Origin of the sequence: Paenibacillus sp. Y412MC10 (assembly GCF_000024685.1) — a bacterium.
GTDB classification, from domain to species: Bacteria; Bacillota; Bacilli; order Paenibacillales; family Paenibacillaceae; genus Paenibacillus_AQ; species Paenibacillus_AQ lautus_A.
Genome location: NC_013406.1, coordinates 5,070,212 through 5,096,306 on the forward strand (window position 1 = coordinate 5,070,212; position 26,095 = coordinate 5,096,306).

The following is a 26,095-nucleotide window of genomic DNA, read 5'->3' on the forward strand; positions in this document are numbered from 1 at the left end:
ATCAGGCCCTCTATCATTTTATGTTTAGCTCGACTTCCAGCGGTCATATGCGCCTTGATAGATTTCGACGACCCGGTCGGCACCCATTTTCTTCATCGTGTTCAGATAGTTATCCCAATTGGACAATGGTTCTGCTCCGGTCACGAACTTCGCCTCCATCTGTTGTACATATGTGCTCAAATCCGAGTTCAGGCTGTTAATCTCGGTTTGCTCTTCAACGGTAAGGAACAAGGCAGGGAACGGAGGTCTGGCTCCGCGATCGAGCAGCTTTTCCTTCGTCTCCTTTTCAACCCACTGGTCAAAGTCGGTCTTCAATCCTTTATTGATATCGTCCGTGTTGATGGTAGGAGCCGGAATGCCGTAGTTTGGCGTCAAAGTCGCACGGTAGTCCTCCATTTCCATGCCGTCCGGCACAGACAAATAGCGTTTCACGCGATTAGCTTCATCCGTATACTCCCACAGCATGCCTTCAGGTCCTTTGTTGAAAAAAAGCGACCCTTCATAGGAGTAAAGGTAGTCCACCCAACGCATCGATGCTTCAGGGGCAGGATTGGTAGCCGAGATGGCAAAAGCCCCTGTCGTAATCCCTCTGTTCTTGGCGATGGCCGGCTTGTCTACCAAATCGCTTTTCACCGGAGCGAACATCGGATCCTTGGTGGACGGCTCTCCCCCTTTGGTCATGTAGGCATGCCAGTCGGAGAACAGGGCCACCTGATTGTTCTGTGCCTTGGCCTTTTTCTGTTCTGCGGTTTGCGAATAGCTTTCGTGGTCGAGCAGATCCTCTTTCCATAGACGGTTCATATAGACCAGATACTCTCTGAAGCCCTCTTCTATCGGGGTATAATGAACAACATCCTCATCGTCTACATAAATTTCGTCTTCATAGACGCCGAAAGCGCCAAGAAGCCAAGTACGAATATCCCGAGCATTGGTCGTCGCCGTCGATACGGAAGAGATCGGGATTTCATCGGCGACTCCATTGCCGTTCGGATCCTCTTCTTTTACCCGCTTCAGGAAGGTATAGAGCTCCTCGGTCGTCTCCGGAAGCTTGTCGATATTCAGGGCCTCCAGGAAATCACCATTGTACCACAGCGGGTTCCGATACCAGTGCTGGCTTAAATCGACCGCAGGCAAGGAGTAGATATGTCCATCCGGAGCCGTAATGGATTTACGGATCTCCGGAATTTCATCCATCAGCGCCTTGAAGTTCGGAGCATACTCCTCAATGAGCTCCTCCAGCGGAATCAGAATACCCTGCTCGCCATAGTTCATCTGTTCGGCCGCCGTCAAACCTGCAGCATAGAAAACATCCGGGTAATCGCCGCTGGCAAATACGAGGTTCTTCTTCGTATCAAAGCTATCCTTCGGTGCATTCAAGTATCGGAATGAAATGCCCGTCTTTTCCTCCATCTGCTGCAGCACGACCATATCCTTCCAGTTCTGAACGCCGACATCAGGTGCCATCATGGTCAGCGTAATCGGTTCATTCATAATCGGGAAGCCTTCCTTATTCACGGCGGCTGCTTCCGTTGACTTTGTTCCGGCAGATTTCGTATCGCCGGCCGAACCGCATCCGGCGAGCAGGGACAGAGCTGTCAGCCCCGTCAACACCAGCTTCCAAGGTTTGCTTGTCATCTTCATCCATGTTTCCTCCCTTTGCATATTCAAGCTCATATCTTATAAAACGCTTTCATTATCCTTTTACAGAGCCTATCATGACCCCTTGGACAAAGTATCGCTGTAAAAAAGGATAGAGAGCCACAATCGGCAGCGTAGATACAACGATAACCCCGTATTTGATCAATGATGCCGTTTCGGCTTTGGAATTCATTGCCCTGGCAGCATCCCCGCTGATCCCGGCGCCGGTCGTCTCCGCCGTCATTTCCTGAAGAACCAGAATCTGCCGCAGCACCATCTGCAGAGGATACTTGCTCTCATCGTTGAGATAGATCAGAGCCGGAAAATAGCTGTTCCAGTGACTGACCCCGTAAAATAATGCCATGACTGCAATAATCGGCGCGGACAGCGGCAGAATAATGCGGACGAACAGCTTCAGGTTGGTACAGCCGTCCATATATGCCGCTTCCTGCAGTTCCTTGGGAATCGTCGTCTGGAAGAACGTCCGGGCAACGATGATATTCCATACCGATGCGGCTACGGGAAGAATGAGCGCCCCCATCGTGTTGATCAGTCCCAAATTCCGGACGACGAGATATGTTGGCACAAGACCTCCGGTAAAAAACATCGTGAACAGAATAAATCCCAAGAACAGTTGACGACCGACCAAATCCGACCTGCTGAGCGCATAAGCTGCAGGCAGTGTCACGGCCAGGTTCAACAGCGTTCCTATCCCAGTATAAACGATCGTGTTCAGGTATCCGTTCCAAATCTTCGGGTTTTCGAAGACCAGCTGGTATCCGGCCCAGGTAATCTCCTTGGGAAACAGCCACATCGCACCGGAATTCACCTGCTGCGGGCTGCTGATCGATGCGCTGAGAATATATACGAGCGGATACAGAACAACAATTAGAGCGATGCATAAATAGATATAAACGCTGCCGAGAAAAATCTTGTCCCACTTCGATTCCTTCATCGCGGTAACCAATGCACTTCCCTCCTTTCTACCATAGGCTGTTCTCGTTGGTGCGTCTGGCAATCCGGTTGACCGTTACCAATAGAATGACGTTGATCACGGAGTTGAACAGGCCAACGGCTGTCGAGAAGCTGTACTGCGCGTCGACCAGACCGGTCCGGTAAACATAAGTTGAAATGACATCGGAAGATTCCATATTCAGCGAGTTCTGCAGCAGCAGTATTTTTTCGAAGCCAATCGTAAGAATGTTGCCCATGTTCAAAATCAACAAAATGGTGATCGTTGGGAGTATGGCCGGGAGGTTGATGTGCAACAATCGTTTGAAACGACTGGCTCCATCCACAATCGCGGCTTCATGCTGCTGGGGATCGACCCCGGACAGCGCGGCCAGATAGATAATGGTCCCCCATCCGGTGCTTTGCCAGACCCCGGACAGAACATATACGGTCTTGAACCACGCCGGATCCGACAGAAAGTTCGGCGCATCGATGCCCATCCATTTGATCAATTGGATCAGGATGCCTGTGGACGGCGATAAGAAGGTAATAATCATACCCGCCATGACAACAACGGATATAAAATGAGGCGCATACGTAACGGTCTGGACGATTTTCTTGAAGGGACCTGTCCGGATTTCGTTGAAAGCGAGCGCCAGGATGATCGGCAGCGGAAACCCGATGATCAGCTCGTAGAAGCTGAGGCTGAACGTATTCCAGAGCAGATCCCAGAAATAGTAGGAATTGAAGAAACGCTCGAAATGATCGAAGCCCACCCATGGGCTGTCCATGATTCCTTTGCTGGGGATAAAGTTCTTAAAGGCAATCTGGATGCCGTACATGGGCGCATAGTGAAATACAAGGAAATACAGTAAGGCCGGCACCAAGAACAGATAGAGCTCCCAGTTCACCCTGATTCGTTTACCAAGAGACGTTTGGTTTACGCCTGGATTAGGCGGCTTCGTTTCGCGATGGATGGAACGTCTTCCGGATATCACAGCAAGCAGTCTTCTTCCCTTCATGTTTCCCCTCCTTTCTTACATATCGATTCATGTCAGGTTATCTGGTTCACTCACGTACATCACGTTTCAGTGATTAACAGGTAACGCTTACATTCCAAAGTGTAGAGAAGACAGCATGACATCGTAAATGTGTAAGATGTGCATTGTCATCCGTCTGTCCGGCGAAATCCCGCTGCTGTCCTTTATTTCTCACCCGAATCTCGCGATTTTTGCTCATATATGATGCGGTGTATGTGTAACATATGAACCTGTTATCAGGATTCATATGTTACATATTGTGCTCCATCAAGCGTTGTGTGAACATGGCTTACGAACACCGATTATGCGTTAACTCGAGTGGGTGAGTTTGGGTCAAGAACTTGTTCACTTTAAATTAGAAAAGCCGCAACAAATGCGGCCCCAGTTTATATGTTCTCTGTCGATTTCATTCCCCTTTGATCATTCACCCATCAAAATAAAAAAACCACCAACTTTTTTTGATGGTTTTTTTCTGAATATTCTTCGCTGCCGCTTACTGTTCTAGATTATTGTTCAAGATTAGGTTTATCATTATTACCATTAATGCTTAAACGACCTGTTTGGAGGTCCGGACTACACCAGGGGTTACAATATCCTTGCCGGTTCTAAAACAGGGGCATACTCCATTGCTACAGGAAAAGCGATGTGGCGATCGAAAAAGGAAGGTCTTATCAATAAGGATCAATGAGTTGCTTTCTGGGGCAACATATAAATCACATTAAAATAATGTCCCTTAATTTGTGTAAAAGAGTGTCTCTTTAGAGTCAACTAGCATCTCCTCCTCACTCAAGAAGTAGGCGACTGACGAAAAAAAATTAGTGGAGGTGCCAGGATGGTTTTTTTCCTTCTAAGCCTCGGTCCACAGAGTTCTAATAAGCTATAGATTTCGTACCTAATAATAGCAACATACATTATCTGACTATAGTCCTTTCCTCTACTAGCCTTAAAAATAATTACCAACTTAAATGACCTGCTGTAAATGCCAAGTCAGAAGTTCTTCCGCTCTCTACTTATGCCTGAAAAATTACCGGTTAACATAAGACTAATAGTTCATCCATTTTATTCTCAATGATACAAATAGCTTTTTTACAATTCTATGATTAGAAAAGCCATCTCTGTGTGGCCAGAGACTACCATGTATTAATTATTCATTAATCTAATTTTCGGCCTTCTCATTATTTTGCTGCTTTGGATGAGGAGTTCCGTCGAGGCCGTATACCTCATCATAAGCATCAAAAATCTTGCGAGCTACTGGTGCAGCACTCTGGGAACCGAAACCGGCCTCTGGTATGACGACAGCCACAGCCAATTTCGGATTTTGGCGAGGAGCAAAGGCAATAAAAACCCCGTTCTCCAATCTGTTACGTTTACCATTAATATAGATATCCTGCTCTGAGGTTCCTGTTTTCCTTGCTAGGTCATATTTAAAATCATCAAACGCTCGCAAACCCTGTGTATTCATCCCAGCTATGATCTCATTCCAGTATTGATCCGGAAATTCAACCTTGTTCAATACTTCCCTCTCAAATTCCTTAATGACATTACCATTCTGGTCTTCGATTCGAATAGCCATTTGAGGTTTGATACGCTCACCGCGATTGGCTAATGTTGATGCATACTGAGCCAACTGTAAGGTCGTATACTTACCTGACTGACCAAAGGAAGCATAGGCCATGGCGGCTAAATAGGAGCCTGCTTGTTCAATATTGTCGTACTCAATAATTCCTTTATGCTCTTTAGGCAATCCAGATTCAGTCGGAACTCCTAGCCCAAAAGCTTTCATGTACTTATCCCAAACTTCAACGGACTCAGAACCATATTTGTTATATAGTCTCTCACCAATCCAATCGACCATAAACGCATTTGAAGAATTCTCAATAGCTTTTCTAGGGTTAATAGATCCAAATGCTTTGTTTCCAGAATTCTGAACCCTAGAATTATCCTTTCCAAAATAAGCCTCGCCTTGGTCTGAATAATAGTCGTTAATACCAAACAGCTTTTCATTTAGACCAATCAACACACTAAGTGGTTTTATGGTTGAGCCGAGCAGCACAGTTGATTCCAAATTGTTGCCGGATCGTCCCGAACTGTACGGGGATATTGTTCCATTTCCATAATGTTTCAAGACAGTTTCCCAATCATCCGTACCATTCTCCCACACATTAGGATCATAATCCGGCATACTAGCCATCGCCACGATATTCCCCGTATCTACTTCCATCGCTACCGCATAACCGGTTAACGCATCCTGATGGAGTTTTCCAGATACAGGATTCGCATGCAACCATTTCAATTGATCAATAATGGCTTGCTGCGCAGCAAGCTGAATATCTTTATGAATTGTAGAGTATACGTTGTAGCCTTTCTTCGGTGGCATCATAGTCGGTACTCCATCAGCCATATTCTGCGGATTAATTGGAATCTCTATGTAACCGCTCTTTCCCCGTAGCTCATCTTGAAACATCATTTCAAGTCCATAAATTCCGACCTTTTCACGTTCTGTATAAAGAAGACCTGGATCCTTCTGTGTTTTGTTTTGTTCATCAATTTCCTTATATTTGTTCTCATCCTTCGCACCTCGAAAGTCCTTCAAGTATCCGATTGCTTGTACCGCCACCTGATCCGGATTGTATTGCCGCTGGCTTTCCTCAACTACCTCTACTCCGGGATATTTTGATTTTCGCTCCATAAAATAAGCCACTTCTTTGGTAGATAGGTCCGATTTGATCCGTCTCGGTTCAAATCCTGGTTGCTTGTTAAACTCCAGATCAAGTAATTCAATCACCTCATCATATGTTAGATTCTTAGCACCCTCATCACCAAACCGATCAAACACTTCAACCATTTCTGTGACGATTTTTTCGATTTCCGGTCGATTCTGTAACCCTTTCTCCGAGGAGCTGTAATCCTTCAGCAGCGTAACGTAAAGAGCTTGTGAGGAAGTCGAATAGGCTATTGGAGTCTCAGAGGCGTCAAAAATCGTCCCACGTATAGGCTGCAAAGGGAAATTTTTACTTTGTATGCCAGTTTCCTGTTCCTTAAGTTCGGGACCTTCAACAAACTGTAGAACTGCTAACCGAATGATAACGACGCAAAATATAATAAAAGTACTGAAAAAGAATATATTAACCCGTAAATTAAACTGAGTGCCAGCATCCCTATTTTCTGATTTTCGCTTATCTAGCCTAAAGCCTTTCACGTAAACTTCTCTCCTTTAGTCACAATCCCAATTGCTTATGCAATTATTTTATCATAGAAATCTGTAAATTTGAGTAAATAATTGTATTAATGAGCTGACTACTCAAAAAATAGAAAAGTCAGCCCAACCTTTTAATTTCGACCATAAGGGCGGCTTTAATAATTACCAAGTTCTTACATGCAACTTCGTTTGTATACAACAACCTTTTTAAGCTTCTTTTCGAATTAACTCAAACACTTCCTGCTTCACCTGAGTGCAGTATCGCTGATCCGTATATGCAGTTATCTGCTCCCTTTCTTCTAAGACTAGGTGTGTTTTCTAGCCTGTCACTTGTAAGTGCCGCTTCATTTTCATATCCTATTCACTCGTTTTATTTACTCTTCAATTGAAGAAAGATACAGGACATGTCAACACAGGCTCACTATCAATACTTTAATAATTCTGAAGATCGCCATTATCTTGTACTATGGAACGACGAATCTAAAGTGACCCATGAGAGAGCGCCCTTCTTCATAGCGCCTTCTAATGGGTCACAAATACTTATTGGATAAAAATTTCTTCAGCTTGTATTAGGTTGGTAACTTCACCATTTTCGTTCTTCTCTATAAGCTTCAAAAGTATTCCAGAGTTATTATCAACCCAAAGTTCGAAATTAATTGCATTATGCTTTTCAGCCATATCGGGTTCATGGATTCCTTTGATAATAGTTACTTCTCGCTCTAAGTATTTTTCTGTTCCAATAATTTCATAATTATTTATATCATCATTTAACCAGAATGCATAAGCTTGTGGAAGTAAGTAATCTTGAGCTGGTCCAGAAAATGCTGGATCATTTCGATAAACGTAGATGTTCTCACCACTTGACGTCGTTAAATGCCGTTCTCCAATAGGTTTGCCGATTGAAATTTGATCGGTGTTCACCTCATCAACCAAGTAGTTTTCATCAAAGATTTGAATTTTTTCTTCCTCGAATTTATGATGAGAAACTTCCTCTGTATTATGATTGATTGTAGTTACTTTACTCTTTTTAACAGGGGATTGCTCTACTTCAAATTCAATAGTTTCATTAACCTGGATGTGATCGATAACAACTGAATAAATCCCAGACGCATTCGTAAAGTAATCGACAGAATTAAGCATTTTCTCTTTTATATTAATATTGGATGCAAAGTTCAACTGCTCCTTAGCACCAACGGGTACGTTATCCAATTCAATTAGAGGGAGAGGTTCTACTTCCCTTTCTTTTTTATTTATAGAATCTGCAGCATATATTGTACCTCCAAAAACAAGTAACGAAGAAAGAACTAAGAGTGAAAATTTTTTATATCTCATTTCATTCAACCTCCTGAGTTTGAGAATATTTATGGGGAAACGATTTCAATTGCATCCAACCCATCATTAGTTCCTGCTTGGCCTTGTGGTTCAACCTGAATATCTAACCTATCCCAGTTACCTGAAGTATTAAAACTACCGACATAATTCCATCCAGTGCTAGCGTTATATTGATTTAACGTTCCTACTGAGTTACCTACCACTCCACCACCAGGAAAAACCCAATATCGAGTAGTTCTACTTGTGAATGCACTATTTATATATGCGTATACAGAGTTACTTCCTGCTATAAAATTTCCACTTGGCCTTCTCAGGCTTATTGAAGCTGTCTCATATGGGTAACTAGCATTAGCAATCAGTCTATAATCATTGTTGTAACCGGCTCCTGTTCTGTAAACCCAATGAGCAGTTCCACCTTCAGGTAGTCCCCCAAAGTACATACCACAATTGCTAGCAACAGGATCATTGTCACAGATAGTGTAAGTCGCAGCCGAAGCTTGTCCAACCCCATTTACTAGTGTTAGCCCTATAGCGACTGACAGCAATCTACCCTTACTGAATTAAATTAATAATCACTAGATTTTTCCCAGTCAATAGTAATAACACTATTTTCTTCATGAAAGTTACGTAAATCGTAAAAAAATTGCTGAAGACTGGGGGCTCGAGGCGAGATTAAGTATAATTTAGATGGGTTGCTGAGGGTCAGTAGTTATCAGTTTTATTGGGAAGTAAATCCACAAATTATGGACAGACTATACTTTGTAACCTCTTAAAAAAATGTTAGTAGGCGATTAATCACCTACCAACATTTTCATCTTCTCCTAATTTTGTTAGTCAAGCTAATGCACCCGCCGGATCGGCAAGCCATCAATGCTCTTCCAGGAGCTTGCAGTCCAGCGGTATACTTGCATGGTGTTGTTAGATGGGTCCTCCATCTTCATTTGTCTGGAAAAGGGGTGGGGCGATCAAATTCCGCTCCCATACACCCGGCCGAAACAACATTCCCTATGACACCAAGGGTTCTGCAGCGTTGGCAGTCCAATTCCGTGAGTTCCAACAGAATTACCTTAATTTATTTCTTCGATGCTGCCGTAATCCCGCGGCAAGGTCATCATGTGGCCGACGGGCTTTGGTGCGACTAGGTGAGTCCCCGTCCGTACGGGGCTGTCTAACATGGACGCGCCAGTGTCGGTTGAAACGCTGAGGGAGTCCGATCGCGCGGTCCGCAGCATTCAATCCATCCAGCAGGAGCTGTCAGGAGCGCTGATCGACACCAAATTGAAGAATGGCGCTGGGCGGTTTGCTTCTTCGAATCCGGTGCTTCAGCCCGCGTTTGACTACATTTTTGCGCACAAGCATGAAAATTTCAGCCTGAAGGAGATGGCCAAGCTGTGCCATATCAGCCCTAGCTATTTCAGCCGTATCTTTACGAAAGAGACCGGGGAGAATTTCTCCGTCTTCATCGCCCGGCTTAAGATTGAATGGGCCAAGCAGCTGCTGGAATCCACCGATTCGCCGATCCATCAAGTGAGCGATGATCTTGGCTTCTGCGACACGGGCTATTTCATCAAAACATTCAAAAGATTCGAGAACCTCACCCCGGCCGTGTACCGGAACATGTATGCCGGGATATCCGCGAAGTAATCGTTCCAGATTGTCGACCATTCATGTAAAAATCCCTTCGTGCATGCACCAAGGGATTATTGCGATGACCGTTATCCGGCCAAGCCCCGTTAACGGGTCTTGTTCTGATTCCGGTAGTCATCCACGACAATGGAATATAATTTCAGATCTTCATGTTTGCCTTTCACGAATATCGACTGTCTTATGATTCCCTCAAAGGTCATGCCGGCCTTTTCCATCACTCTGGCTGATCCTAGGTTTGACGGCAGACAGCTGGCTTCGATTCTAACCAGCTTCATTACTTCAAATCCATAAGAGATGATGGTCCTGATCACTTCGGTCATGTAACCACGATTCCAATAATCCTTGGACAAGGCATATCCCAGTTCTGCTTTGGCATGATGAACGTTCCAAGCCATAAATCCTGAAGTTCCGATGACCCTTCCGGTTTCTTTGTCCACGATCCCCCACGGGGCCACGGCATGATGGTCGTATTTTTGCAGCACCTTGTTTAGATAATGGCGGGTATCTGCCATCGTTTGATGCGTCGGCCAGGAGGTATATCTCGATACCTCATCATCCGATCCGTAACGAAAGATATCTGGCTCGTCCTCGCTTCTTAATTTTCTTAAAATCGTTCGGCCTGTTTCTAACGTTGGCAGATCCGAGAAGATATCCTCTATCCGCATGTCCCTCCATCCTCCAATGCCCTCAAAATATCCTTCATCACCACTTCCGGCATCACATCACGATTGAATTCGTTCAAGCTGACAATGCCGACTTCCTTCCGATATTTAATTGTATCTATTTCAGGGCGACTCTCGACGGGTATCGTTCCTAGAACAATCCGGCGATCACTAATAATCTCTTGTACCATGCTTTGAAAAGAGGCGGACAGCATTTGCATAAATCCCAGTTCGTCAATGACGATGATTTTCTTGGAGGATAAGGCTTCCCGTAGTTTATGAATAGCAAAATCCTCGAATTTCTCAACATCTACGCCGTACCTGCCAACTCGAACATGGCTGGGACTTTCCACATTTGCAATCTCTACGCTTTCTCCATCAACAGCCACGCATCTGAAACCGATTCGATCGCCTGCATTCGTTATTTCCTCCGTATAAAAACCGCCGCAAAGATCAGGGCCGACGAGATGTATGAGTTTCTTGATCAGGGTCGTTTTGCCCATCCTCGGCTTCCCCGTGAGTAAAAATGCCGTTATGGCATTCAGCGGTTTTCCGTCCAATCTGGACAGCAGCTTATACTGAGGCGGGTTCAAATCCCAAGTCTCATAAGGGACCGAACGCTCTGCACGGATGGCGTCCAGCGTGCGCGATTGAATGTGGGGCCTTTTTATGTATTCATCCAGGTTGGAATCTACCAAGTCTACGAATTTCGCTTCCACAATTTCTTCTGGTTGAATGGTTATTTCTCCGCTGACGTATTCCGCATGAAAAACGACGGACAACACGTGCAGCCTCTCATTGTAGTAGACTCCTGAAATGCCTAAAGGGCGTATAACCACGCCCGTCTCCTCCAGAAACTCCCGGCACACCGCTTGATCTGGCGGCTCCCCGGCATCAACGAAGCCTCCGGGCAGTTCCCACGTATCCGAACGCAAATGCGTCCGAACCATCAGCACATGTCCGTCTCTATTCTTCACTAAAGCTGAAACTGCAACCAAATGCTTTGACTGTTCGAACATCGATTAACACCGCCATTTCCATGTTTTATCTATCATTTCAATGACTGATCAAGTGAAGAATTCGTTTGAAGCATTTTTTGTTTTTCCATCATTATACATTATATTCCGATCTCCAGCATTTTCGCCCTCACATTCTCAACCCTGCGATCCATATCCGTTCCGTCGTACTTGGGAAGCTTGAGTTCACTGACCATGTTCCCGTCGCGCATAAACATAATGCGCTCCGTCCGGGCCGCCACGTTAGCGTCATGTGTTACAAGCATGACCGCCGTGCCTTCCGCGTTGATTTCGGAGAAAATGTCCATGATTTCCTGCGCGGATTTGGAGTTGAGCGCGCCCGTAGGCTCATCGCCAAAAATGATTCTCGGGCTGTTCATCAGCGCCCGGCAGATTCCCGCACGCTGAAGCTGTCCTCCCGAAACCTGAGTGATGTCTCGCTTTTCCAGCTCTGCGATTCCCACCCTGTTCATAAGAGTTCTTGCTTTTTTTGTTATGGATGCAACGTTTTTTCGTTGGTCCCGCATGGATGGAAGAATGATATTATCGAGGATATTGAGGTTTTTCAGCATCGTTGGCTGCTGGAAGACAAACCCCATATGGGTCCTCCGTATATCTGAAAGCTCATTCTCCGAGGCTGCCGATAAATCCTTGCCGTCAAAAAAGACCGTTCCGCCATTCACGCCATCCGTCCCGCTCAATGCAAACATGAACGTTGATTTTCCCGAACCCGACGGCCCCATAACCGAAACGAACTCGCCCTCGTGAATGTAGGCGGACACGCCATCCAGAACACGGCGCTGGTCATCACCTTCGCCGAAAGATTTTACGATATCATCGCAGATAATCAACTTCTTCATAGGTTACTCCTTCATATGTTCGGATATTTTGATTCGTCCCGCGCCAGAAACGCCGATCACGGTTGCGATCAGCACCGCGCCGATCATCAACATGGGGCTGAACAGATACGCCGAAAGCGGATCGATCGCAAAATGAAATGTCGACGCTCCAAACGAGGAAATTGCGGCACCTGCAAGCATCTCACCGACCGTGTTGGCCAGAAGCGTTCCAACCATGATGCCGACAATCAGGACAAATACCGAACGCGAGACATACTGCACCTTCATATCCGAGTTCGTAAAGCCAAAGGCTTTCATGACGGCAATCGCATGCCGGTCCTTGGCAACCAGCATTTTCATAAACAGCAAGGTAACGAGAACCGCTATCATCAGCGCAACCGTAACGGCAGCGTTGGAGGCCGTTTTGACGGAGCTAATGGTCGAGCCGAACGTTTGCGATACAAAGTCGTCAATGTCCGAGATCTTTGCATAATCGAACCTCTCCGCATAGGCGGAGACCTTCTCATGGACAAGCGTTTGATCGGATAGCTCAGCGCAGACGATGCTCCACATCGTGTCCGCCGTATCGTCGGTGAATACAGCCTTTGCGGTTTTGCCGCCGTTGGTAATGTCGGAGTAGATTCCGCTTACCGTGAGGGCTTTCGCCTTCCCCTCGATCACCACCGTGATGATATCGCCGATCTTTTTGCCCAACTCATCGGCGTTTATCGCCGAAAGCGCAATTTCGTCTTCTGCGGGTGCTTTGCCCTTGGCATATGCTATAGGGAACACCGTATGGTCCCCAAGCTCGATTTTGATATTTTCCTCCGTCCCGTCTCCCGTTTTGATTTTGAATGTTTTGGTTGTAAGGACGGCTGTCTTTGTAATGGCAGGGTCGTTGTTCATCGTATGTAGAATCTCGGCCGTTTTTTCCGACATTTGCTCGGTCTGCTGAATGTCAACCCGCATGTCGTAGCTTCCGATGCCCATATATTGAATAAAGCTTTTGGACGAGATCGTGTTGTGCAGGTTCTGCGGTACGATCATGATAAATGCCGAGATCACGATTACCGTCAGGCTTGTAGCGTAAAGTCTTTTCCTGGCGAGAACGTCTTTGATCCCGAGAAAAATATTGGTGCTAAACAGCCTGTTTCCGCTCAGATTAAAGCGTCCGGCGCCCGTGTTTTTCTCGGGTGAAGTGCCAAAGCGTATCGCTTCTGAAGCCGATATGGTCCGAAAGCGATTCAGAACTCTGCTTACATAGGCGATGATCGTCAGGAAGACAAGCAGTATGCCGATGAGTCCGAACGGCAAGGCATAAGAAGAATGGCTGCTTTCTCCCATATAGAGACGTATGTTCTCAAGAAGCAATCCTTTGAAAGGCACCGAAAGCGCAAAGCCGAGAATACTGCCTGCCGCGGTAATCGCAGCATATTTCGCGAGATAGATCTTTTTCATATCGGAAACACGCAGCCCTATCGCCTTCATGACGCCGATTTCACGGTAATCTTCTTCGATTTTGGCTAAGAGGGTAAAGCGTATGCACATCAGAGATATCGCTACGACAAGAATGCTAACGAGAAGGATAACGCCGATCATCATCCCGTCGGAAAGGGCGTTCATCATTTGGAACAGCTTATAGGTAACCGTAGGTCCGTTCGCTTCAAGACCCGCGGAAGCATAATCTGCTTCGAATGCGCCTAGCTCCGACAAATCCCTTAGTCTGAACTCAATCAAATATTCCGTACTGCCCGAGTTTTTGATCTCCGCGTAATCCTTGTCACTGACCAGAAAACGCTTGGAGGCGGAGAGCGTGGAATTCATCTGCGAATCGCGGAGGAATCCGGCAACGGTAAATGCCTTCCCGCTGATCACCGCAACATCGCCAACCCTTGCCATATTGTCTCTCATATAATTTATGGGAACATATAACTCGCCGTCGTCCGCGTGAATGATGTTCCCGTCCAAATCAAGCAGATAATCGAATTTCTTGCTCTGTATGCTGAATCCGTTATCCTGAACGCTATGGGCAAGCGAATGCTCCCCTAACCGAATCCGCGCACCGTCCATGTTGAGAAATTCTGTCACTTGAAAATCTTCGACATTGCCGTGCTGCTCCGCAAAAGCTGCTAGCCGTTCAGTATCGATGTCACCCGAATGCATTTGCATAAAATGCGGGGTTTTGGCTTGCGTCATGAGTGTATGTACCGCTCCGGATAAATTTAAAATAAGCACGGCCGCGAGCGAAACCAGCATCGCTGCTGCCGCAACGAAGATCATGGTCATCAACGTGATCCATTTGCTTTTGGATATATCCCTTCGGATGATTCTGAAATACATAAGGTCCCCCTGTGTTCAAGCATTTTAACCGATGTCTACCATAACAGCTTTCCTAAGATGAAGAGGAGAAAGGACTGCTTCTCTGCCGTCGCCCCTGCTGATGAGCTTTCCTGCGCTGATTCATGCTTGTCCGCTTTCATCTCCTCCACCAAACATCCCCATAACCTCCATCAGGCTTCCGCTTTCTGCGCCGAGCAGCCTCTCGACGTTGCAAACAAAGGCCAGAACTCGCTGCCCTCGCTCCTCGTCCGTCATCGTTACCAGATCTTCATCAAAAACGGTATTCGCATAGATCACTACCATTTCCATGCATTCATACGGGAACGGCGTGCTGAACAGCCCCTGCTCGATGCCTTCGCGGATGATGTCCGTCAGGATCGGCGGAACACCGTTAATAATGACCTTATGTATCTTTTGATGCATGAGCGCATTCTGAGGCTTGTGAATATGCTCCATGATTTCCTTGCTGCTCTCTCCATCGCCGCTTATGTTCAGCGACATCACAACGCGGATGATGCGCTCGATTACCGGTATGCTCTTGTCTAAGGCAATGGCCTGTGCCCGATCCAACAATCGGACGGTATAGCGGTCAATCAGCGCATCCATAATGTCCTCCTTTGACTTGAAGTGATGATACAAAGTTCCGCGCGCAATGCCGACCTTTTCGAGAATATCGTTGGTACTTGTGCCGTCAAAGCCCTTCTGACCGAATAGCGTATCCGCTGCGTCAAGGATTTCATTCTTGCGTTCCTCCGCTTTTTTTACGATTCGCATGCTTCCCCCTCCTTTCCTAGACCGACTGTCTGTCGGTAATATCATATCATGCCGCTTTCCGTTGTCAAGGCCGTTGTTATCTGAAAAAATAAAAAGCGACCCCTCCCCTATTAAGGGATGAGCCGTTTTTTATTTGTGCTCTGCTTTTTTTTGCAAAATTGCTTATCTTACTGTCTTATGACGAGGATGTCTTGAGGCGGTCTGGCAGTGCTTTGAATTTGGGTAATTTCTGCGTCCGTAAGGTTGCGACCTACCACAATGAACGAAGATGTCACGTTGTTGAAATTAAAGTTTTCCAGGTTCGCTACGTTTTGGCTTCCTCTGAACACACGGAACGACCCCTGAAAGTTGATTCCCGAGAACAACACAAGCGTTACTTCAGAACGCTGCACCACATTCCGGAGCCGAAAACTCGAAAGAACGTTGTTAAACCGAAATGCTCCGAGGTCACGAACCGCAACGCCTCCTCGTCTGAATAGAATCCGACGAACGGAAAAATTAGTACCTGACCACAGCGCAAGACGCACATCACGATTTGCCATCTATATCACTCCTTAGCTGGGAATGATATAGTATATTACCAGAGTCATAGAATGGTAAAAGACAAAAACCACCGTTAAATCGTTTGTTTTTCGGATGTACCCGCGATCCAGTTTTTGATTTCAACCAGAGTCCTTAGCTGTTCTCTGATACATACTCTTCCCTCAACAGACCATAATGCGCAAGGTCTTCATATTCACCCCATTTTTTTACATGTTGTCTTAACAGTCCTTCATGCTTCATTCCTAGCTTTTGCATGACTTCGCCTGATGCAGGATTGTTCCCCAGATGACGTGCAAAAATGCGGTTTAATCGCATTTCTTCAAACGCATATTGTACGATTCCTTTTGCCGCTTCCGTACAATAGCCATGATTCTTGTATTTTCTCCCTATCCAATATCCAAGCTCACCGTGATCAAAATTTCGATTGCAGCCTATACTGATTGCGCCAATTACGTAATTTTCTTCTTTATGTACAATAGCTAGCTCAAGGGATCGATCTTCATTGAAGTTAGCAAAATGGGACTCTATCCATTGTTCTGCCATCCCATCTTCGTACGGGTGCGGAATATATAGCGTTGTTTCTGCAATATACTTATCGCCTGCCAGTTCCTGTACAACTCTTGCATCTTCTAAACTGAACGGCCGTAAAATCAACCTTTCTAATTGGATCGTCGGTAGTTTCTTCATCCATATCTCCCTCCTTCTTTCGGCAATCGAATCGTAAACGTTGTCCCTTGCGAAGGCTTGCTCTCCACTGTGATGGTGCCGTCATGGGCTTGAATCAGCTTGTAGACGATCGCCATTCCCAGTCCGGTGCCCTCAGAGGCAGCATCCGTCGTGGTCCCGCGATAATATTGTTGGAACAGATGGGCTACCGTATCGGCCGGCATGCCTATGCCATTGTCCGTAATGCGGATAGCGGCAAACTCTCCTGCGTCCGTGATCCGAACGAAAATCTCCGTAAACTCCGGATTATGAATGATCGAGTTGATCATGATATTTTGCAGGATGCGCTGCATGTATTTCGCATCAAAATCCACGTGCATGGCAGACGAATCCGTTTGAAAATGCAAAAGGTAGTTGCTTGCCTGCGGATTGTTGCTGATATCGGCTACCACCCTTTTGGTGAACTCGACGATATCCTGATTCGCCTTCAATAACGGCAGCGCGCCATCCGCGCGGTTGAGCTGCGTAACGAGGCTTAAATCCTGAATCAATTCCTCCATATGCTTCCCTTTATCGTCCATTTCCCGGATGAAAGAGATCGCCTCTTCCTTCGACCATTCGTACTGTTCGTTCAATAAGAGAGCCGAATAACCCTTAATATAGGTTAGAGGTGTTTTCAAATCATGGGATATCCCCGCGATCCATTCCTGTTTGGCCTGTTCGATTTGGGTTCTTTCCGCCTCGTTCGCTTGCAGGACGCTGCCCAAGGACTGAAGATGCTGGAGCACCTCCTGATAGAGGCTGTACCGCATGCGCAGTTTCCCTTTTCGGGTAACGATTTTGGACAACTCGGCCGGTTGCTTGTAATCATCTTTCGAAAGCTGTTGAATCCAAGTCATTATGAATCCGATCGGGCCGCCAAAATACCATCCGAACAGGGCTATGCATAACAGCGTGCTGGCTCCGAAGATCACTCCTACAATAAGTCCTTCATTATCCACAGTGATATGAATACCCAGCATGGGAAGAATGCCTTCAAGCAGAATAACAAGCAGCATACCCGTTCCAAGAAGCCACAGGATGAGCCCTAACGCCAAATGTATCGTGAATCGAGTTTTTATTCGCATGCCAGTGCCTCGTTCGGAGGGATGAATTTATAACCGATTCCCCTTAAATTCACGATGATTGCGGGTTTGCGGGTATCATCGCCTATCTTTTTGCGCAGCTTGGAGATATGGATCGTGACCGTTTTTTCTTCCCCGAACACGTCATTCCCCCATACCAGCTCATAAAGCTGAGCCGTCGTGAAGATATGATTCGGATGCTTGAAGAAGAAATGCAGCAGCTCCAGCTCCTTGGCCGTGCAATCTACTGGTTGGCCCTTCACGATTAACGTTGCCGATTCCGGATGAAATGAGAGGTACCCGTAATCGTATGCCGTGTTTTGTTGAAGTTCGTTCTCCATAATCTTTTGCCTACGAAGAATCGCCTTGATTCGGGCAATGACCTCCAATGGATTAAAGGGCTTTGTTATATAATCGTCCCCGCCGATGCCTAACCCCGTTAACTTATCGAAGTCGGTAGAGCGCGCGCTGATGAAAATGATCGGCGCATTCGTATGTTTCCGGATCTCCGTGCAGAGTTCAAAGCCGCTTAGATCCGGGAGCATAATATCAAGCAGGATCATGTCATATGATTTTTCTTTGACGCGCTGCAGTGCGCCTTTTCCGGATGAGACCGTGTCAATATGCGTAAAGTTTTCTTTTCGGAGCGTAATCTCCAATAACTTCAAAATACCAATCTCGTCATCGACGGCCAATATGGTTGCAGATTCCATTTGCTATTCTTCCCTCGTTTCAAACTAATCCAGAACATGTATTTCTATCTTACCTTATTTCATCCTTTACGAGTTTACGCGATGTCAAATGTTACGAGTTTTTTCCGCTCCGTTTACTTTATTTTTACTTTCGTTCCTTAAGCTAAATGTAGCACATCAATCAGAGAGCGGGAGGAAATCAGAGTGGAAACCATGATTCAAATCCATCAAGTAAGCAAGGTATACAAAGGTACAGAAACCATTACGAACGTCAATATGAACGTCCGAAGAGGGGAAATTTACGGGTTTTTGGGTCCGAACGGTGCCGGGAAAACCACCATTATGAAAATGATCTTAAACCTGGTCAAACCGTCTTCCGGTGAAATCCGAGTATTCGATCAACCGGTTCTCCCCACATCCTTTCAATTCTTGAAAAGAATCGGCAGCATCATTGAGTATCCCGTGTTTTATGACCGGCTTACGGCCGAAGCCAACTTGGATCTTCATTGCAGATACGTCGGATATCACAATAAGTCTGCGATTAAGGAAGCGCTGGAGATCGTAGGCCTTCACGGAGTCGGAAAGAAGAAAATCCATGAATTCTCGCTAGGAATGAAGCAGCGATTAGGGATTGCACGGGCCATTGTGACGAAACCGGACATCCTCATTCTGGATGAACCGATCAACGGACTGGATCCGATCGGAATTAAGGATATTCGGGAGCTCTTACTGCTATTCAAGAAGAACTACGGAACCACCATTCTCATATCGAGCCATATCGTGTCGGAAATCGAATCGGTTGCCGATACGATCGGCATTATTCATCAGGGGCAATTATTAACGGAAGTAAAAATGGAGGACATCCGAGGACAGCATGCCGGGTCGTTGGAGGCGTATTTCATCAATCTCGTTCATGGAGGCAAACGCTATGCTTAAATTGATACAGCTGGAATGGCAGAAGAATAACCTGTCCGGATATTTCAAGGGATTAGCCATTTGCATTGCGGCTATTTTCGCAGCCGTTACGCTGATGGCGCTGGGTTCCAAAGGGGAAAACGAGCCCATGAGTTATGCAGATTTCATATCGTTATCAGGTGTTTTGATTCGAATCACCTATATCATTTTCTCAAGCGTTATTCTGTCCCGTTTAGTGATTGACGAATACAAGAGCAGCATGATCCAAGTGTTGTTCACTTACCCGCTGCAGCGAAAAAAAATTATTCAAGCCAAGTTATCGATTGTGTTTGGATTCTGTTTTTTCAGCATCATCATAACAACGTTCCTGATCCATCTGTTAACGTACCTCTTGAATCCGATGATCGGTTTATTTGACGCGCCTATTCCTGTCGCTGCCATGATGGCCGCTGTTCCGGCCACGGTGCTAAACGCCTTTATGATGGCCGGCATCAGCCTCATTCCGTTATCGTTCGGCATGAGAAAGAAATCGGCGCCTTCCACGATTACTTCGGCTGTCATTATTGGATTCTTGATTAACGCATCGGTGTCCGACGGGGGAAGCTCGTCCAGCTTGTTCCAATTCATCGCCATCCCGATTGTTCTCTGCCTGCTTGGCCTGATCCTTGGCTATCTTGCTTTTAACAAAGTGGATCGAACCGATGTAGCTTAAGAGACATGTAGCATTTGAACGGAGGAACAGCATTGTCTTGGTAGCCGTCAGCGGGTTGGCGATGGTCTGTTAAGGCATAGGGAAACCAACATTTAATCATGAAGCTTCCTTTGAAGCCAGCCTTATCACAGAAATTGAAATCCATAAGGAAAACGAAACGGACTATTGCCGGCAAGCCCTAGCCAGGGAAAATCCCCTAGAGCCGCACGGCAATAGCTGTTTTTTCCTTTTGGATGTAACGTTCTCCCCAGACTTAAGGTGTTAAAAGTCCAGCGTTAAGGATGCGAAGACTTCTTCGAGTAGACTTCCAATGCCCTTATGACAACTTCTTCATGGATCCCGCTCATCGTATGTATTCGTTCTGCCCATTCCCCGATATCCTTCAGCTGAGGCTCTGCTATTCTGCCTTCCTTGGAACTTAGGTAGCTTTCGTAATGATCGAATTCCCAATGGAGAACCTCCTGATCCGTAAAAATCCTCTTTTCTACAAGCGGATCGCTGAACAGGCGCTGCGTTTTTTGCCCGGCGATGATCAATGCCTCATCGGATACAGGCGTCAAGTCGAATGCTTGGCTGCTTTCCTTTCCGTTTGGCCTTCCGTAGGTTATCAAGAGACGATTCGCTCTGGTGTTCAGTTTAATGCGTGAACCTGGAAAGAAACCGTCGACAAATTCTTCCGTATACGCTTCATGACCCGGTTCCAACAAAATGGGCTCAATCCATTGATCTCCAAGATCGCAGAAATATTTATTGCCCTCTTCGTTGACGGCGACCACGGCGACATGCAAATGCTCCGTCAGCACTCCATAACAGGGGCGTTTGTTCTGTCTGAATTCATCGATTAACCAAATCGCCAAATCAAAACAATTGCCCGACGTTCCATATAATGCGCGATGCTCTTTCATGACATCCGTTGTTCGTTGTTTGCATTCCGGGTCTATTAAGCTGTGCCAGGCTTTCGTTAAGGTTTCCATCGGAAAATCGTTGAACTTCCTCCATACCTGCATGATATCTTCAGTCGCTCGCATATTCCTTCCTCCCTTTACGGCTTCTGTCATCTATGATACATGTTCGGGCATCCTTCCTATTCCTTCGGATAATAAATTTCCGTTACGCCATTCGGCTGCAAGGTGTCGTTAAAGGTTTCAAATCTTGCCTTGGCAGCATTAACGCCATATTTGCTCCGATGTTCGGTTTCGCAGAAATACTGCCAGAATGAACAAATATGTTTCTCCTCGAACCGGAAAACCTCGTATTCCTCTTCCGGAAGATTCAAGGATACCATGCCCTCCGGGATCTCCCCGATACGACGTACCATCAAGGCTACCGTCATCTTCGATCCGTCATCATGGATTACCATGTACGTATTCGGATCGGCAGTTTGATGCTGTATTTCGTCTCTTCTGGATCTAAGAGTTGCAAACAAGCGCTGTTCGTCCTCATAGGATTGCGGAAGCTCATTCTGAATGCCGATTAACCATCGATTGCCTAAGCGTTCTCTTCGAACCGACCACAGATCTTCCATATGGACTTGGCTAATCTCCGTCATTTCATATCCCCCCTTTCTAATTCCAATTTGCCGTGCACAACAGTTTTCGGATCCTTCCATTCTGCAAAAAAGTCACACCTTCGCTTTAGTTGTAGTGGGATCATTTCACATAACGTTCCCTCGTCTACGAAGTGACCCGGTCTTAGATAACTCTTATCTTAGGCCGGGTCTATTGTTGTCTGATTATTCTGTTATGCCTTACTCTCTGATATTATTTATTCGTTTTTATTATTCTTCGTTATGCTATAATTTCCCTAGTACAATATACGGCTAAAAGGGCGGTCGGCTAGTCTCCCGGAAGGGAGGTGAAGCCCATGGAGGTCAAAGACGCACTTTCCTTAATGTTCATGTTCGGTATGTTCATTTTGGCGCTTCTTACCTACATGAAAAAGAAATAGACCGCCCTGCCTAAGGTAACGGTCTATTTCGACCACCACTTAGCGGCCGACTGCTCTTTATGCAGTTATTGTGCTTAGGAGTCGTGTTCCAGCACGGCTCCTTACTTATTCTTACCTCAGTATAACTCAATTTATAACGTTTTTATAGGTTCGTTTGTTTATTTTTATTAAAATCTTGGCTGTCTGGTGCTGTAAACTTATTGGTTGATTTGGCCGCCATCCACGGTATAAATGGATTGCGTTACATAGGACGCATCATCGGACAGCAAGAAAACAGCTACGTTGGCTACCTCTTCCGCTTCCCCGTATCGTCCGAGCGGAACGGCGGCGCCGAATGCTTTTCTTGCACCTTCGGCATCCTCAGGCACCGTATTTTTCTCGATTTGGCGCATCATGCGGGTATTGATTACTCCAGGCGCTACGGCATTCACTCTCACGCCGAACGGAGCAGCTTCTAATGCAACCACCTTTGTCATGCCGATCACGGCATGCTTGGAGCTATTGTATCCGACAAATCCGGGCGAACCGATAAGGCCTGCGCCGGAGGAGGTATTCACGATGCTGCCGTAACCTTGCTTTTTCATGACAGGAACCACGTATTTCAGTCCAAGGAAAGCACCCTTGACGTTGACATTGAAGACCATTTCAAAGGTTTCGGTCGGATAGTCCTCTACATTGGCAGTGATCCCTTCGATCCCCGCATTATTGAAAAAGCCGTCGATTTTACCAAACTTCTCGACCGTTGCATCCACATACGCTTTGACTTCCTCTTCTTTGGCGACATTGGCCTGCAGCGCAATTGCTCTGGAATCGTCCAGGCCCAAATCGGAAATCACTTGTTGGACGGCTTCCAGGTTCAAATCGACCAGCGCAAGTTTGGCCCCCTGTTCCGCCAGTTTTTGGGCGGCTGCTGTTCCGATCCCGCCTGCTGCGCCAGTAATCACAATCACTTTTCCATCAAATTTGCTCATGGTGTATGCCTCCTAGTAAGATGTCATGATTCTCTGTATGTCCAATTTCACCCATTATTGGGCTGTATATCCACCGTCAACCGTCAAGGTATTCCCCGTCATGAACGAGGAGTCATCCGAAGCCATGAACAGAACGGCCTTTGCCATTTCATCGGCTTGTCCCAAACGCTTCATCGGAGTGGCCGCTGCCAGCGCTTGCTTGCTCTCCTCCGGAATGATCGGTGTGTCGATAAAGCCCGGGCACAGCGCATTGATCCGAATATTGTGCTCGGCATACTCCAGTGCCAGGGAACGCGTCAAGTTAATGACTCCTCCTTTAGCGGCGTTATAAGCCGCGGAACCGGGCGAGCCGACCCAACCGTACATGGATGCGGTATTAACGATCGTGCCTCCGCCTGCTTTTAACATTTCACGGATAGCTTCCCGGGCGACCAGGAATACGCCGTCCAAGTCCACGTTTACGGTGTTTCGCCACTCGGAGTACTCTAGATCATGCGAAGAATGAACGCGCCCGATGCCAGCGTTGTTAAATACAACATCCACTTTGCCAAAAGCTTCGGTCGCTTGCTTAAAGATATTGGCTACTTCTTCCTCGCTGGTAATATTCGCTTTAACGAACAACGCCTCGTGATGAAGCGCCTTCAATTTGGCTTCAAACGCCTTGCCCTTGTCCTCATTGAGATCGACAAGCACCACTTTGGCTCCTTCTTCAACGAAAAGACGCGCGGTCGCCGCACCGATGCCGGATGCACCACCGGTAATTACAGCAACCTTGTTTTGTAATTTTCCCATCTTGGATACCCCCGTATAATGGATTAAAATAGTACTATATTGATTACAATTAAATTAAGATATTAAATTTAGTACTATTTTGCTTACAATTCAATTGTACTATTCTGTTCACATTTAACAATCATTAACCTGTGATGAAGTGTCGATTTAGTCAACACTTGGAACCAAACTGTCTTTTTTGGGAGGCGCTCTTTCCGTGAATCATGAACAAATCGTGACATCGGCACGAAGAAATCGGACGAAAGAACATCTGAAATCCGCCTTTATTCAACTTGTAAAAGAGAAGGGTTATCATGCTGTAACGGTGAAAGACATCGTGGATAAGGCTGCTTATAACCGCAGCACCTTCTATGTCCATTACCAGGACAAAATCGAATTAGCCGACGATCTGCTGGCTTCCATGCTTCAGGGCTTGGAGGAATCGGTGGGCAAGCCCTACATACCGGGACACAAAGTGTATACGGCTAACCTCAATGCCCCCTCCTTTAATATCGTGGCCTACATTTACGAGCACCGCGATTTTTTTGAGCTGATCAAATACGAGGATACCTTGCCGGGATTGCATACGGAATTCCCACAAACGATCGTAAAAATCTATCAGGAACGATTTATATTCGAAACGATTAACCAGATCCCGGTGAACATGGACTACTTCAAGCGGTACACCGCCTACGGCTTTCATGGGTTGATTCTGAACTGGATTCGAAACGATTTCAGGGAATCGCAGGAGGATTTTATTAAAGAGGTCATTGATCTAACGAGGACGCATATTTACTCGGTGGAGTATGTGAACAAAGCGGACGAAACCTAAATAGGCTGCCTCTAGGGCAGCCTATTTCTAATTTGTTATTTGCTGGCGGAGAGAATGAACTTCTCCAGAGCTGCCGTGTCGGTAATGCTGTGATTGCAGCCTTGGCTATCCAGACAAACATAATGGCTTATGGCAGACAGATTATCCGCCGAAGCACCGGACGGCTTGGTCTTGACCGAGAACGAGGCGAGCTCTTGGTGCCGATTGCAGAAGAGGCAATACCCTTTCTTGTTGGTCGGCGTGATTCTCCCCTCGATCCCGATGAAGCGTTCTTCGAGCGGGTATACGATAAATAACCTGTTGCTGGCAATATCGACCCAGCCCAAATAGGTTACGTATCGAAAATCGATCGAGGTCAGATCCGGTAATTTCAATTTCTTATTTTTAGGAAATAACTTCTGAATCTGTTTTGGCGTAATCGTCGGAAAAGACTCCAGGTAAGGTTCCAAGTCGTTCAGATATCGCTCGAAATCCTCGGCCTTCTCGAATGTAGAGACTTGGCCCAGCATCCGCTTCTGATCCTCGGTCAGCGATGGAAAGGCATCCATGATGTTGGCAACAGAACTGAACCTGACGGTTTCCAGAACGCGTCGATCCGCAACGGTTCGCAACGTCTTCAGAAGGAATTCCGATTGTTTTTTAATCACGTTAAACTGGTGGTTTCTAATAAATGTCGTACTCATAGCTTTCAGCCCCTTATTCTTATTTAAGTTCAATAAGGTGCAAAGCCTGTTATTAGAAACGATAAAGTTAAGTTTGGGCGATCGAATTCATCCTATCGCACCCCACGCAAAGTATCGCCCCAAATCAGGCTTTGCATGAGGACTTCCTAGCTAATGAGCAATTCAGCATTGCCATCGGTGTAACCCCCAATCCCATTTCATACGCAAAATTATATCAGCAAGTTATGGAAGGCGCAATTAGCTGCTGCATCTATTTAATGGTGTCATACAAGTCTACTTCAATATGATTGACATCCCAATGTCCCCATTCATCTGAAATCTCCAGATGCCAGGATCTTAGCAATCTTTCATGTTTATTTTCTTTTATCCTGTTGTGGAGCTCGTCATATGTATTTCTAATTTCATAATTAGGTCCCTTATGTCGTTGGACTGCATATTTTTGTTTTGGAACTACTACAGATACCATACCTTCTGGAACCTCCGTTATGTCGTTCACTTCAACACATACCCAGTAACCATCCTCCTCTTCCGTTACATCCTCAACGAAGAATGCCCCAATCAATCTTGCTGGTTGTACAACCCCAGATATCTCATTCAGCCTTTCCTTAAGTACGACAGAAGCCTTTGGAATCTCATGGACATACTGGTCGCCAGGGCATACTACTCTTATTCCTACTAAATTCATTCTATTGAGTTCGACAATCTTCATTTGGCATACGCCCCTTTTGTTGGATTTATCTCAACATTCGTTTATTTATTCCATGCTTTGATTCATCATTTCTAATATGTTAGTATATAATT

25 protein-coding genes are annotated in these 26,095 nt (G+C 46.0%); 5 read left to right on the top strand and 20 right to left on the bottom strand.

What is annotated here, in order from left to right:
• Positions 1 to 24 precede the first annotated feature (24 nt).
• The 5 genes from GYMC10_RS22120 to GYMC10_RS22140 form a co-directional block, all read right to left on the bottom strand.
• Positions 25 to 1,641, bottom strand: a complete 1,617-nt coding sequence (locus tag GYMC10_RS22120) for an extracellular solute-binding protein (protein ID WP_015736587.1) — start codon at positions 1,639 to 1,641, stop codon at positions 25 to 27.
• Between the two features lie 52 nt (positions 1,642 to 1,693).
• Positions 1,694 to 2,605 carry a carbohydrate ABC transporter permease gene (locus GYMC10_RS22125; protein WP_009589981.1) on the bottom strand — a complete coding sequence of 304 codons (912 nt, stop codon included), beginning with the start codon at positions 2,603 to 2,605 and terminating at the stop codon, positions 1,694 to 1,696.
• Between the two features lie 16 nt (positions 2,606 to 2,621).
• Complete coding sequence (locus GYMC10_RS22130; protein ID WP_015736588.1) at positions 2,622 to 3,611, bottom strand: ABC transporter permease; 990 nt, start codon at positions 3,609 to 3,611, stop codon at positions 2,622 to 2,624.
• A 1,174-nt stretch (positions 3,612 to 4,785) separates the two neighbouring features.
• Entirely contained in the window at positions 4,786 to 6,828 is a 2,043-nt protein-coding gene (locus GYMC10_RS22135) for a peptidoglycan D,D-transpeptidase FtsI family protein (protein ID WP_015736589.1), read from the bottom strand.
• 540 nt (positions 6,829 to 7,368) lie between these two features.
• Positions 7,369 to 8,160, bottom strand: a complete 792-nt coding sequence (locus GYMC10_RS22140) for a hypothetical protein (protein ID WP_015736590.1) — start codon at positions 8,158 to 8,160, stop codon at positions 7,369 to 7,371.
• Between the two features lie 1,173 nt (positions 8,161 to 9,333).
• Between GYMC10_RS22140 and GYMC10_RS22145 the strand changes: the two genes are divergently transcribed.
• Positions 9,334 to 9,804, top strand: coding sequence for an AraC family transcriptional regulator (locus GYMC10_RS22145; protein ID WP_315971961.1), 471 nt, complete (start codon positions 9,334 to 9,336; stop codon positions 9,802 to 9,804).
• A gap of 89 nt (positions 9,805 to 9,893) precedes the next feature.
• On the opposite strand, the gene GYMC10_RS22150 is transcribed toward GYMC10_RS22145, so the two are convergent.
• From GYMC10_RS22150 to GYMC10_RS22190, 9 genes are all read right to left on the bottom strand, one after another.
• The gene (locus GYMC10_RS22150; RefSeq protein WP_015736592.1) at positions 9,894 to 10,472 is read right to left on the bottom strand and encodes a GNAT family N-acetyltransferase; all 579 of its coding nucleotides are present in this window, start codon (positions 10,470 to 10,472) and stop codon (positions 9,894 to 9,896) included.
• Entirely contained in the window at positions 10,463 to 11,488 is a 1,026-nt protein-coding gene (locus tag GYMC10_RS33360; RefSeq protein WP_015736593.1) for a nucleoside-triphosphatase, read from the bottom strand. Before GYMC10_RS33360 ends, GYMC10_RS22150 begins: the two co-directional genes overlap by 10 nt.
• 98 nt (positions 11,489 to 11,586) lie before the next feature.
• Complete coding sequence (locus GYMC10_RS22160) at positions 11,587 to 12,345, bottom strand: ABC transporter ATP-binding protein (RefSeq protein ID WP_015736594.1); 759 nt, start codon at positions 12,343 to 12,345, stop codon at positions 11,587 to 11,589.
• 3 nt (positions 12,346 to 12,348) lie between these two features.
• Positions 12,349 to 14,664, bottom strand: a complete 2,316-nt coding sequence (locus tag GYMC10_RS22165; protein ID WP_015736595.1) for an ABC transporter permease — start codon at positions 14,662 to 14,664, stop codon at positions 12,349 to 12,351.
• A 120-nt stretch (positions 14,665 to 14,784) separates the two neighbouring features.
• Complete coding sequence (locus GYMC10_RS22170; protein WP_015736596.1) at positions 14,785 to 15,438, bottom strand: TetR/AcrR family transcriptional regulator; 654 nt, start codon at positions 15,436 to 15,438, stop codon at positions 14,785 to 14,787.
• Between the two features lie 167 nt (positions 15,439 to 15,605).
• The gene (locus GYMC10_RS22175) at positions 15,606 to 15,980 is read right to left on the bottom strand and encodes a hypothetical protein (protein ID WP_015736597.1); all 375 of its coding nucleotides are present in this window, start codon (positions 15,978 to 15,980) and stop codon (positions 15,606 to 15,608) included.
• Positions 15,981 to 16,113: 133 nt separating this feature from the next.
• Positions 16,114 to 16,668, bottom strand: coding sequence for a GNAT family N-acetyltransferase (locus GYMC10_RS22180; protein ID WP_015736598.1), 555 nt, complete (start codon positions 16,666 to 16,668; stop codon positions 16,114 to 16,116).
• The gene (locus GYMC10_RS22185) at positions 16,665 to 17,774 is read right to left on the bottom strand and encodes a sensor histidine kinase (RefSeq protein ID WP_015736599.1); all 1,110 of its coding nucleotides are present in this window, start codon (positions 17,772 to 17,774) and stop codon (positions 16,665 to 16,667) included. Before GYMC10_RS22185 ends, GYMC10_RS22180 begins: the two co-directional genes overlap by 4 nt.
• Positions 17,765 to 18,484, bottom strand: coding sequence for a response regulator transcription factor (locus GYMC10_RS22190; RefSeq protein WP_015736600.1), 720 nt, complete (start codon positions 18,482 to 18,484; stop codon positions 17,765 to 17,767). Before GYMC10_RS22190 ends, GYMC10_RS22185 begins: the two co-directional genes overlap by 10 nt.
• 192 nt (positions 18,485 to 18,676) lie before the next feature.
• Between GYMC10_RS22190 and GYMC10_RS22195 the strand changes: the two genes are divergently transcribed.
• On the top strand, positions 18,677 to 19,399 hold the full coding sequence (locus GYMC10_RS22195; RefSeq protein ID WP_251498893.1) for an ABC transporter ATP-binding protein: 723 nt from the start codon (positions 18,677 to 18,679) through the stop codon (positions 19,397 to 19,399).
• Positions 19,392 to 20,090 carry an ABC transporter permease gene (locus GYMC10_RS22200; protein WP_015736602.1) on the top strand — a complete coding sequence of 233 codons (699 nt, stop codon included), beginning with the start codon at positions 19,392 to 19,394 and terminating at the stop codon, positions 20,088 to 20,090. The genes GYMC10_RS22195 and GYMC10_RS22200 overlap by 8 nt, the downstream gene beginning before the upstream one ends.
• Before the next feature lie 275 nt (positions 20,091 to 20,365).
• On the opposite strand, the gene GYMC10_RS22205 is transcribed toward GYMC10_RS22200, so the two are convergent.
• Both GYMC10_RS22205 and GYMC10_RS22210 read right to left on the bottom strand, forming a co-directional pair.
• Positions 20,366 to 21,118, bottom strand: a complete 753-nt coding sequence (locus GYMC10_RS22205; RefSeq protein WP_015736603.1) for a hypothetical protein — start codon at positions 21,116 to 21,118, stop codon at positions 20,366 to 20,368.
• 56 nt (positions 21,119 to 21,174) lie between these two features.
• A complete protein-coding gene (locus GYMC10_RS22210; RefSeq protein ID WP_015736604.1) occupies positions 21,175 to 21,639 on the bottom strand; it encodes a GyrI-like domain-containing protein in 465 nt (154 codons plus the stop codon).
• Positions 21,640 to 21,986: 347 nt separating this feature from the next.
• Between GYMC10_RS22210 and GYMC10_RS33120 the strand changes: the two genes are divergently transcribed.
• Positions 21,987 to 22,037 (top strand): putative holin-like toxin, encoded by a 51-nt coding sequence (locus GYMC10_RS33120; RefSeq protein WP_229716897.1) that lies wholly within the window; start codon positions 21,987 to 21,989, stop codon positions 22,035 to 22,037.
• Between the two features lie 197 nt (positions 22,038 to 22,234).
• Here GYMC10_RS33120 and GYMC10_RS22215 read toward each other — a convergent pair whose 3' ends face one another.
• Both GYMC10_RS22215 and GYMC10_RS22220 read right to left on the bottom strand, forming a co-directional pair.
• Positions 22,235 to 23,008, bottom strand: a complete 774-nt coding sequence (locus tag GYMC10_RS22215; protein ID WP_015736605.1) for an SDR family NAD(P)-dependent oxidoreductase — start codon at positions 23,006 to 23,008, stop codon at positions 22,235 to 22,237.
• 54 nt (positions 23,009 to 23,062) lie between these two features.
• Positions 23,063 to 23,800, bottom strand: a complete 738-nt coding sequence (locus tag GYMC10_RS22220) for an SDR family NAD(P)-dependent oxidoreductase (RefSeq protein WP_015736606.1) — start codon at positions 23,798 to 23,800, stop codon at positions 23,063 to 23,065.
• Positions 23,801 to 23,996: 196 nt separating this feature from the next.
• Between GYMC10_RS22220 and GYMC10_RS22225 the strand changes: the two genes are divergently transcribed.
• Positions 23,997 to 24,611, top strand: a complete 615-nt coding sequence (locus GYMC10_RS22225; RefSeq protein ID WP_015736607.1) for a TetR/AcrR family transcriptional regulator — start codon at positions 23,997 to 23,999, stop codon at positions 24,609 to 24,611.
• A gap of 35 nt (positions 24,612 to 24,646) precedes the next feature.
• Here GYMC10_RS22225 and GYMC10_RS22230 read toward each other — a convergent pair whose 3' ends face one another.
• Positions 24,647 to 25,294 carry a FusB/FusC family EF-G-binding protein gene (locus tag GYMC10_RS22230; protein WP_015736608.1) on the bottom strand — a complete coding sequence of 216 codons (648 nt, stop codon included), beginning with the start codon at positions 25,292 to 25,294 and terminating at the stop codon, positions 24,647 to 24,649.
• A 250-nt stretch (positions 25,295 to 25,544) separates the two neighbouring features.
• Positions 25,545 to 26,003: a GyrI-like domain-containing protein gene (locus tag GYMC10_RS22235; protein ID WP_015736609.1), complete on the bottom strand. Its 459-nt coding sequence runs from the start codon at positions 26,001 to 26,003 to the stop codon at positions 25,545 to 25,547.
• Between the last annotated feature and the right edge of the window lie 92 nt (positions 26,004 to 26,095).